The following is a 9,461-nucleotide window of genomic DNA, read 5'->3' on the forward strand; positions in this document are numbered from 1 at the left end:
CGACAGCTGCAACACATTCTCGTACACCTCTTCCAACACGCGCTCGTCCAAACCGGCCAGCAAAGCCACACGCTTGCGCAAAGACTGCTCAAAGTCCAGCTCGCCGCGCATCGACTGCTCCGTAATCGCTGCCACTTCATCCTTCAGCCCGACACCGGCCGCAATCTCATCCACGCACTCAATCGTAATCAGCGTCGAATCCATATCGCTGACAATCAGTCCCAAATCAGCAAAAGCCACATCCGGCAACACCGCACCATCTATCTGCTGCACAATCAACGCAGCCCGCATCTCGTCCGTCAATTCAAAATCATCATCAACCGGCAGACGCAACACCGACTTTCCTGATGGCGCAGACACTAAACCGCCAAAGGCCGACCAGTCGCAAACGCCCAAATCCCCATGCTGCAACACCAAAACTTTCTTCATCTCATTCTCCTCATACCCCAAAACCTTTACAAACATATCGGGTACACATTCAGCTTAAAACCCCAAACCGTATTTTTGCAAAGGCCTTAAAAAACCAAAACAACATTATAGCCGAACAACCCCGAAAATTTTCAGACGGCCTGTCGCTTGATTCCCTTAACTAGTTTAATTTCAAAAATACCTTCAAAAACCATAAAAACAACATAAATCCGCTAAAAACCCTCAAAATCTTGTTATTAAATTACAAAACAACAAAATTACCATAAAATATAATTATTATTATTTTATTTTAATTATAGAAAGACGTTCATGAACGCCCCAACCCTTAAAACATTAGCACTCATTATTGCCACTCTGCCCTATGCAGCCTTAGCAGAAAACACGGCAACACCCCGGCCCGAACAAACTGCCGAGCTGCAAACTGTCAACGTAACCGGCAAAAACCGTTCTACCCGCACCGAAAACCGCGACTCCTACACAACTTCAGCCATGCGTACCACCACCGGCCTTGCCTTGTCCCCGAAAGAAACGCCGCAGTCGGTGAGCGTGATTACCAAGACACAAATCAATGAGCAGGGGATTACCAACTTGGTTGATGCCCTGAAAACCACTACCGGTGTCAACGTCATCCGTGATGCCGGCATTCCGCGCTTCCAATCGCGCGGGTTCTATATCGACCAAATCGAAGAGGACGGAATCTCATCTACCGTCCCCGGCGCCATCAACAATCCGATGTATGACGCGCAAAGCATGAACGACATCGCCGTTTACGACCATATCGAAGTCGTGCGCGGTGCGACCGGGCTGACGCAGGCAAACGGCGAGCCAGGCGGTACGTTGAACGCCGTACGCAAACGCCCCACCGGCGAACGCATTATTCAGAGTGAAGCCCAAATCGACCGCTTCGGTAAAGTCCGCACCACGGGGGACTTTTCAGGTCTTCTGAACGATGAAAGCACTTTGCGCGGCCGCGCCGTCGTCGCATTGGAACGCGACAAAAATTTCAAAGACCGCGTCAAAGGCGGCAATGCCACGCTTTACGGCGTGATGGACGCATCCGTCGGCGACAACACCAAAATCACTTGGGGCGGCCTCTATCAGCGCAAACACACCAAGCCCGACGACTGGGGCGTGGCATTGAACCTGCCGCGCGATACCTATCTGGGCTACAACTGGAACAAAGGCATTTACGACAAGGCGAACGCATTCGCCGAAGTAGAGCACTATTTCAACGACAACTGGCGTTATACCGGCAAGCTGGATTACAACTACAACGAAAATATCAAGAAAAACAGCGGCATTTACAATACGTCCACGTCCTACGCAGGCTACACGCCCGGCAGCACATTGGCTTCGGGCTGGTTGAGCCGTTACGACAATGACGAAAAACAACTGACTTTCAAAAACAATTTGAACGGCAAATTTGAAATTGCGGGCGTGCCGCAGGAAATCTTTACCGAATACACTTATACGCACACCAAAAACAACGGCAGCCGCCGTCAATACAACCCGGGCGTTTCCTTTGACCCGATGACCTTTACCGGCAACGAAATCTCCGAACCCGCCGACTGGTACGCCACTCCTTATCAGATGTATTGGGAAACCCATTCCAAACGCACCACCCACGCGCTGCTTTTGGGCTTCCGTTTCAATATGTTGAAAGAAAAACTGCACATCATGGCAGGGACGCGTTGGAACCACATCAAATCGAAATACATAACCGACTATTTCTACACAGGCGGCAGCATAGACAACGATCCCGATTCGGTTACCGACCGCAAAACCGTCCGTTTCAATCCTTATTTCGCCGTTACCTACGATTTGACGCCGAACCAAAGCCTGTATGCCAGCTACACATCCATCTTCAAACCGAACAGCAATCAGCGCAAAGACAAATCCTATCTTGACCCTGTTACCGGCGCGAACTACGAAATCGGCTGGAAGGGGGAATGGTTCGACCGCAAGCTGAATACCTCGCTTGCCCTGTTTGACATCGAACAGAAAAACCGCGCGGTGCAGGTTTGGGATACGGCAGACCAAAAATGGTATTGGGAACCCGTCGGCAAAGTCCGCAGCCGCGGCATCGAAGCCGAAATATCCGGCAACCTGAGCGAAGATTGGAAACTGTTTGCAGGTTATACGTTCAACCGGTCCAAATATCTTGAAGCGGAAAGCAAAGGCACCGTCCCCGCAGGCACTAATTTCAGCCTGCACACGCCAAAACACATGCTGCGCCTCCACACCAGCTACAACCTGCCGTTTGACGGCAAAAAATGGACCATCGGCGGCGGCGTAACCGCACAAAGCAAAACCGCCAGCCTCTACGGCGTGAAGCGCGGCGGTCATGCGGTATTCAATGCCAACATTGATTATCAGGCATCGAAAAACCTGAAACTTGCACTGATTTCGACCAACCTGTTCAACCGTTACTACTACGAGAACAACAAAGTCAGCAGCAAAGGCGCGAACAACTACTATGGCCAACCGCGCAACGTCATGTTCAAAGTCGATTACAAGTTCTAATCCCGCTTGATTCAAAGGCCGTCTGAAACCGATTCTTTCCGTTTTCAGACGGCCTTTTCCAATCAAACCTTTTTTTCAATCTTGATATAAAGCAAACAGTCTAAAAAATTTTCTCAACCGAAAAAAATTCCTGTTGATTTTTCTCACCGTTTCGATATAGTTATTTATGGCTAGTTTGATACTACCCTTTGTATCTAGCTTTCATTGCATTACCACCTCCATTCGTTGCCAACGGCTCCCTTTCCGGCGGCAACCTTTTTTTGACCCGATGGTTTGGCAATATCGAAATTGAATCAAATAAAATGATTCGGGGACTTATATTTATTTTTAAAATAAAACGGCTTATAAAAAATAACGGCTCAATTTAAACGGATATTGCCGCCAATATTTAAAAACAAACAGACCTTTCTTTATCAAGGACCCCTCCCAATGCACCATTCTGAGAAACTATTCAAACTGAGCACACTTGCCCTCTGCCTTGCCGCACTGCCCCAAGCCGCACAAGCTGCCGAAGAAGTACAACAGGCTGAAGTGGAACAAGTTACCGTAGTGGGTAAAAACAAAAGCCTGCGTACTGAAAGTCAAAACAGCTACACCGTATCCGCGATGCGTTCGACTACAGGATTAGTGCTCTCTCCCCGGGAAATTCCCCAATCCGTCAGCGTCATTACCAAAAAACAAATTGAAGACCAGGGCATCACCGACTTAGAAGGTGCGTTGCAAAACGCTACGGGCATCAATGTTTTCAAAAGCGGCGGACGTACGCATTTCATGTCGCGCGGCTATTTTATCGAACAGTTTGAAGAAGATGGTATTGCCACTCAACTCGGCTCACCCGGCGGATTCGGCTTAGGCGGCCCGGCCGGCGACCCGACCAGTGCAACCGATATGGCAATGTACGACCACATTGAAGTGGTGCGCGGTGCGGCAGGTTTGACACAGGCAAACAACGAACCCGGTGGCACTGTAAACGCCGTCCGTAAAAAGCCGACTGCAAAACGCCAGCTTTCCGCCGATTTGATGGCAAACTCATGGGGCAAAGTAAACAGCGTCTTTGATGCATCCGGTACCTTAAGCCAAGAGCACGGCCTGCGCGGACGCTTTGTCGGCTCGGTAGGCAGCAACAAAACCTTCAAAGACCAATCCGGCGGCCGCGACCTCCTTCTGTATGGCGTGATGGACAAAGACATCGGCGACAACAGCAAACTTACCTAGGGCGCAAGCTATCTCAACCAAACCGAAACACCCGATCCAGACGGCCTACCTATGCGTGCAGACGGCAAAGAGTGGAAACGCAGCCGCTATCTGGGTGCGGATTGGAACGAAGCCCGCCTGAAAAAATACAATCTTTTTACCGAATTTGAACATTATTTCAACGACAACTGGAAACTGAGCAGCAAGTTGGACTGGCGTAAGAACACCAGTTCAAAAGAATATTACACGCTGGGCGGCACAGGTAACGGCATCGGTACAGACGGCCTGGGAACCACATACAGCTTCGACCGTTACGATGCAGGCAACCGCCAGTTCACTTTCCAAAACAACCTGACCGGCCGCATCTTCGCTTTCGGCCAAAATCACGACCTCTTCTTCATGCACAGCTATTCCAAAGAGAACGTGAATTCAAGCAACCGCTGGCTCAACGACAGCAGCACCTATGACGCAGATGCCTTTAACGGCAGCGAGAAAGCCAAACCCGATTGGGATTCTGCCACAACCAAAGCCCGTGGCGGCAACGGCCGTTATACTACCCATGCCTTTGGTTTGGGCGCGCGCATCAATCCTACCGACAAACTGCACATCATCGCAGGCGGACGCTACACCAGCTGGAAACGCGGCTACTATTGGGATCGCGACCTCAAAGACGGGGTAGCAGGTTCATCAGACTCGCTCAAACGCAACCGCTTCGTTCCTTATGCCGGCATCACTTACGACATCACGCCTAAACAAAGTATTTACGCCGCCTATACGTCCATCTTCAAACAAACGATGAACCGCGACTACAACGACAACCTACTGCCGCCGATTATGGGACGCAACTACGAACTCGGCTGGAAAGGCGAATGGAACGAAGGCCGTCTGAACACCTCGGTCGCCCTCTACCGCACCGACAAAGACAACAACAACCAACGCGTCAATGCCAAACCGCACGCCTACTGGGAACCGCTCAACCAAAGCAGCCGCGGCTTGGATGCCGAAATCTCCGGCAGCCTGACCGCCCGTTGGCAAGTTTACGCAGGCTACACCTTCAACCGCAGCACCAACCGCAGCAGCGTTACCGGCAATGTTGAATCGCGCCGAAAAGGCTACAACTTCAGCAGCCATACGCCGAAGCATATGTTCCGCCTCTACACCAGCTATGTCCTGCCGGTGGATGACGGCAAATGGACGGTCGGTCTTGGCTTGAAGAGCAGCAGCAAAACCGCCAATTCCTACGGCTCCATCAAGCAAGGCGGCTACACGGTTTGGAACACCAACGTCCAATACCGCCCGAGCAAAAACCTGCAACTGGGGCTGGCAGTCAACAACCTGACCGACAAACGCTACTACGAAAACCAATACAGCCGTGCCGCCAACAGCGGCAACTTCTACGGCGAACCGCGCAATGCCGTGTTCAGCCTGAAGTGGAAGATGTAAGTAGCGACAAACCGAGAGTGGATTACCCCCACTCTTCAAAAGCATATAAAAACCAACTATTGCTGATAAAAAGGCCGTCTGAAAGTACAATTTCACTTTCAGACGGCCATTCGCATGCATTCACAAGCATTATGAAAACACTCAAAAAATTCTTTTACCTTGCCCGCCCTTTTTGGTCAGGGGCACACGGTCACCTCCAATGGCTGATGCTCACCGTTTTGATAGGGTTCACCCTATTCTCTATTACCATCAGCGTTTGGATTGCCGCATGGGACAAACGCTTCTACGACGCACTGGCTGCATTTGACGGCGCATCCATGCCTTCGCTCATTGTCGAATACCTCGGCTATATGGCGATGGTTATCGGCTGTATCGTTTGTGCCGACTGGCTGCAAAAACGCCTCATCTTCCGTTGGCGCACCCATCTGACCGAGCAATTTCAAAAAAACTGGCTCGAAGGCCACAAACACTACCGTCTGCGCCTGACAGGCGAACCGGACAACCCCGACCAACGTATCGCCGAAGACATTTACCTGCTTGCCGACAAAAGCATCGGCCTCTTTCGCTCCTTCATCAATAATATTGCCAAATTCAGCGCGTTTGTCACCGTACTGTGGACGCTCTCCGGCGTACAGACTTTCAACATCGGCGGATACAGCATTACCGTTTACGGCTACCTTGTTTGGGTTGCACTGATTTATTCCATCTTCAGCACCGTCATCGCCCATCTTGTCGGCCGCAAACTAAAAAACCTCAATATCGACCGCCAGCATCGCGAAGCTGACTACCGCGCAGCCCTTTTACGTGTACGCGACCATGCCGAACAAATCGCCTTCTACAACGGCGGCGAAGCGGAAACAGGCCGTCTGAAACAACGTTACCTCCGCATCCGCGACAACTGGCGGCGGCTCACCAACTGCGAATTCCGCCAAGAAACCTTCTGGGCAACCTATGTCCGCATCAGCATCTTCATCCCCATCCTCGCCACCCTGCCCATGTACCTCGCCAAAACCATGACCTTCGGCGACATGATGCAGACGCGCACATCGTTTGCCCGCGTTCAAGACAGTTTCGGCTGGTTTACCGATGCATACCGCCGCCTGATTGAATGGGCGGCAGTCATCGAACGGCTTTCCGGTTTTCAGACGGCCTTGGAACAAGCAGAACAAAAAAGCCCCTCCCTTCAGTCACACCAAACAGATTTGCCGCATCATAGCGGCAAGGTCGTCTTGCAAAACCTTACCGTCTACACCCAAACCGGCAGCCCCCTGCTTACTGATATTCACCTCCAAGCCCGTTCTCCGGAATGGGTATTGCTTGAAGGTCGAAGCGGCATCGGCAAATCCACGCTGCTTCGCGTGCTTGCCGGTTTATGGCCGTATTATCACGGCAGTTTTTCCCTTGAAGGCAGCCGCCTGTTCTTCCCGCAACGCCCTTACCTGCCTACCGATACCCTGCGTCAAACCGTCAGCTACCCTTACTCAGCCTGCCAAGACGACCATTTGATTCAAACCGTTTTGAAACAAGTCGGCCTAAACAGCCCCACGGGTAGACTGCACACGTTGATGAACGATTTGGACACTTCATACGAATGGCACGGCATTCTCTCCGGCGGCGAACAACAACGCCTCAGCCTTGCACGCGCACTGCTGCACAAACCGCAAATCCTGTTCCTAGATGAAGCCACCAACCAGCTTGATGACGAATCCGCCCTGATGTTGATGCAGACCCTCAAGCAACATTTGCCCAATACTTTGGTCATCGGCATCAGCCACCAACCCAAAATTCAAGCCCTGTTTGATAGCTCTCTGAATTTGAATGAAAAAATTATTTAAATGTTAAAATGTGCAAAACGCTTGCTTTCAATCCTAACAAGAGATATAGTACTAAGTAACTAGTTCTTATTAATGAGAGCTACTCCTTGGATACTTGCCTCCGGTTCTCCAACCCGGGGGCATTTTTTTGCGTTTTTATTTTGTGTTTGTATGGATAGGATAAAGACGAAACACCCACCACAAATCAACAGACAAATCGAACCGCAAACTGCGTTTTTCAAACGCTCAGGCCGTCTGAAACCCGCTCTCGAATATTATTCATGCTATATTTCAGACGGCCTGTTTAACCGTCCCTTGCAAAGCTTGGCACAAGCATCGCTGACCGACTGCAATTAATTACTATATAATCAAACGCATTGTCATCCCTACAAAGGAGCCACACCATGACCACAAAAATTAAAATTGGTATCGTTGGTGCAACCGGTTACACAGGCGTCGAATTGTTGCGCCTGCTCAGCAGCCACCCCAACGCAGAAGTCACTGCCGTCACCAGCCGAAGCGAAGCCGGTATTGCGGTTGCCGACTACTTCCCCAGCCTGCGCGGCATTTACGACCTTGCATTCCAAACGCCCGAAGAGGCCGGGCTTGACCTCTGCGACCTCGTATTCTTCGCTACGCCCAACGGCGTAGCCATGAAAGAAGCACCGGCCCTTGTGGAAAAAGGCGTACGCGTGATTGACCTATCTGCCGACTTCCGCATCCGCGACATCCCCACATGGGAACAATGGTACAAAATGACCCATGCAGCGCCGCAACTCGTTTCCCAAGCAGTGTACGGTTTGTGCGAACTTTACAAAGACGACATCGCCAAAGCCATGCTGGTGGCCAATCCGGGTTGCTACCCTACCTGCGTTTCTCTGCCCTTATTGCCGCTGCTTCAGGCTGGTCGTCTGAAAGCCAACGCGCCGCTGATTGCCGACTGTAAATCCGGTGTTTCTGGTGCAGGCCGCAAAGCCAGTACCCACGCCCTATTGTGTGAAGCAGGTGAAAACTTCAAAGCCTACGGCGTCAGCGGCCACCGCCATTTGCCTGAAATCCAACAAACCCTGTCCAGACTGCAAGACCATGTTTCAGACGGCCTGATTTTCGTGCCACACCTTGTTCCGATGATACGCGGTATGCATGCCACCCTGTATCTGCACCTGCAAGAACATACCGATCCCGAAGCCTTACTGCGCGAATACTACCGCGACAGTCCTTTTGTCGATATCCTGCCTTCAGGTTCGACACCTGAAACCCGCAGCGTGCGCGGCGCCAACCTCTGCCGTATCAGCGTTCAAAAAGCGCCCGATCAAGACGATGTGTGGATTGTTCTTTCCGTCATCGACAACTTGGTTAAAGGCGCAGCCGGTCAAGCCGTGCAGAATATGAACATTATGTTCGGCCTGCCCGAAACCACCGGCCTGACTAATGCACCATTGATGCCTTAATATCATCCTTATTAAAAACACAAGGCCGTCTGAAACAATGGTTTTTCAGACGGCCTTTATCAATTTATTCACAAACATCACTCATACACCACGCCGGCAAGCATTTCTTCTTCATTCAAGTTGCCGTACTGTTGCTCCCAATCGTGGGTAGCCTCCACCATATCGCATTCTTTGGCGAAGGCAAGCAGCCTGCCGTCCATCTGATCCAGACTCAAACTGCCCAAGCGTTCGCATTCCGAAGCCGTCAAATTACCGTCCGCTTCATGCGCTTCCGAAGATCCGAAAGGCAGGGCAAAAAAACCCAGCACCAACGCCAGCAGCACCCAAAAAATATTTTTACGCGAACGAGTCATTTCACACCTCTCATCATAATCATATAGCAGGTTCAAGTCAGAAAAACTAAACCAAATAAAACCAAACTAAGAAAAATCAAATATAAAACTAGAAATATCGATTTATCTAAGACAAAACGAATAGTACTAAGAAAAAATAAAATATGCAATACTTTTTCTTAGATTGAGTAATTTTTTTCTTACAATTTTATAAAAACTAAGGTAAAATACACTCAAATCGTCCAAACCATATAAAAAACATACCTCCATAAAGG

At 50.4% G+C, this 9,461-nt stretch carries 5 protein-coding genes and 2 pseudogenes; 5 read left to right on the plus strand and 2 right to left on the minus strand.

Annotated features, from left to right (window positions below; all coding sequences use genetic code 11):
• Nucleotides 1-429, minus strand: a pseudogene (locus ACTHUE_RS07025) (phosphoserine phosphatase SerB); the annotation flags it as partial.
• Between the two features lie 309 nt (nucleotides 430-738).
• On the opposite strand from ACTHUE_RS07025, the gene ACTHUE_RS07030 reads away from it, so the two are divergent.
• The 5 genes and pseudogenes from ACTHUE_RS07030 to argC all read left to right on the plus strand — a co-directional run bounded on the left by ACTHUE_RS07030 (nucleotide 739) and on the right by argC (nucleotide 8,854).
• A complete protein-coding gene (locus ACTHUE_RS07030; protein WP_107792114.1) occupies nucleotides 739-2,952 on the plus strand; it encodes a TonB-dependent siderophore receptor in 2,214 nt (737 codons plus the stop codon).
• 429 nt (nucleotides 2,953-3,381) lie between these two features.
• Nucleotides 3,382-5,589, plus strand: a pseudogene (locus ACTHUE_RS07035) (TonB-dependent siderophore receptor).
• A gap of 131 nt (nucleotides 5,590-5,720) precedes the next feature.
• Nucleotides 5,721-7,424 (plus strand): ABC transporter ATP-binding protein/permease, encoded by a 1,704-nt coding sequence (locus ACTHUE_RS07040; RefSeq protein ID WP_070712145.1) that lies wholly within the window; start codon nucleotides 5,721-5,723, stop codon nucleotides 7,422-7,424.
• A gap of 150 nt (nucleotides 7,425-7,574) precedes the next feature.
• Nucleotides 7,575-7,760, plus strand: coding sequence for a hypothetical protein (locus tag ACTHUE_RS07045; protein ID WP_141752518.1), 186 nt, complete (start codon nucleotides 7,575-7,577; stop codon nucleotides 7,758-7,760).
• Between the two features lie 47 nt (nucleotides 7,761-7,807).
• Nucleotides 7,808-8,854 carry an N-acetyl-gamma-glutamyl-phosphate reductase gene (argC, locus tag ACTHUE_RS07050; RefSeq protein WP_070645868.1) on the plus strand — a complete coding sequence of 349 codons (1,047 nt, stop codon included), beginning with the start codon at nucleotides 7,808-7,810 and terminating at the stop codon, nucleotides 8,852-8,854.
• A gap of 77 nt (nucleotides 8,855-8,931) precedes the next feature.
• Here argC and ACTHUE_RS07055 read toward each other — a convergent pair whose 3' ends face one another.
• Nucleotides 8,932-9,207: a hypothetical protein gene (locus ACTHUE_RS07055; protein ID WP_003748371.1), complete on the minus strand. Its 276-nt coding sequence runs from the start codon at nucleotides 9,205-9,207 to the stop codon at nucleotides 8,932-8,934.
• Between the last annotated feature and the right edge of the window lie 254 nt (nucleotides 9,208-9,461).

This window comes from Neisseria sp. P0021.S005 (genome assembly GCF_051956955.1).

Bases quoted from the DNA above. Each gene is read 5' to 3' on its own strand.
- ACTHUE_RS07045 (WP_141752518.1), top strand. From the start codon at position 7,575: ATGGATAGGATAAAGACGAAACACCCACCACAAATCAACAGACAAATC.
- argC (WP_070645868.1), top strand. From the start codon at position 7,808: ATGACCACAAAAATTAAAATTGGTATCGTTGGTGCAACCGGTTACACA.
- ACTHUE_RS07055 (WP_003748371.1), bottom strand. From the start codon at position 9,207: ATGACTCGTTCGCGTAAAAATATTTTTTGGGTGCTGCTGGCGTTGGTG.
- ACTHUE_RS07040 (WP_070712145.1), top strand. From the start codon at position 5,721: ATGAAAACACTCAAAAAATTCTTTTACCTTGCCCGCCCTTTTTGGTCA.
- ACTHUE_RS07030 (WP_107792114.1), top strand. From the start codon at position 739: ATGAACGCCCCAACCCTTAAAACATTAGCACTCATTATTGCCACTCTG.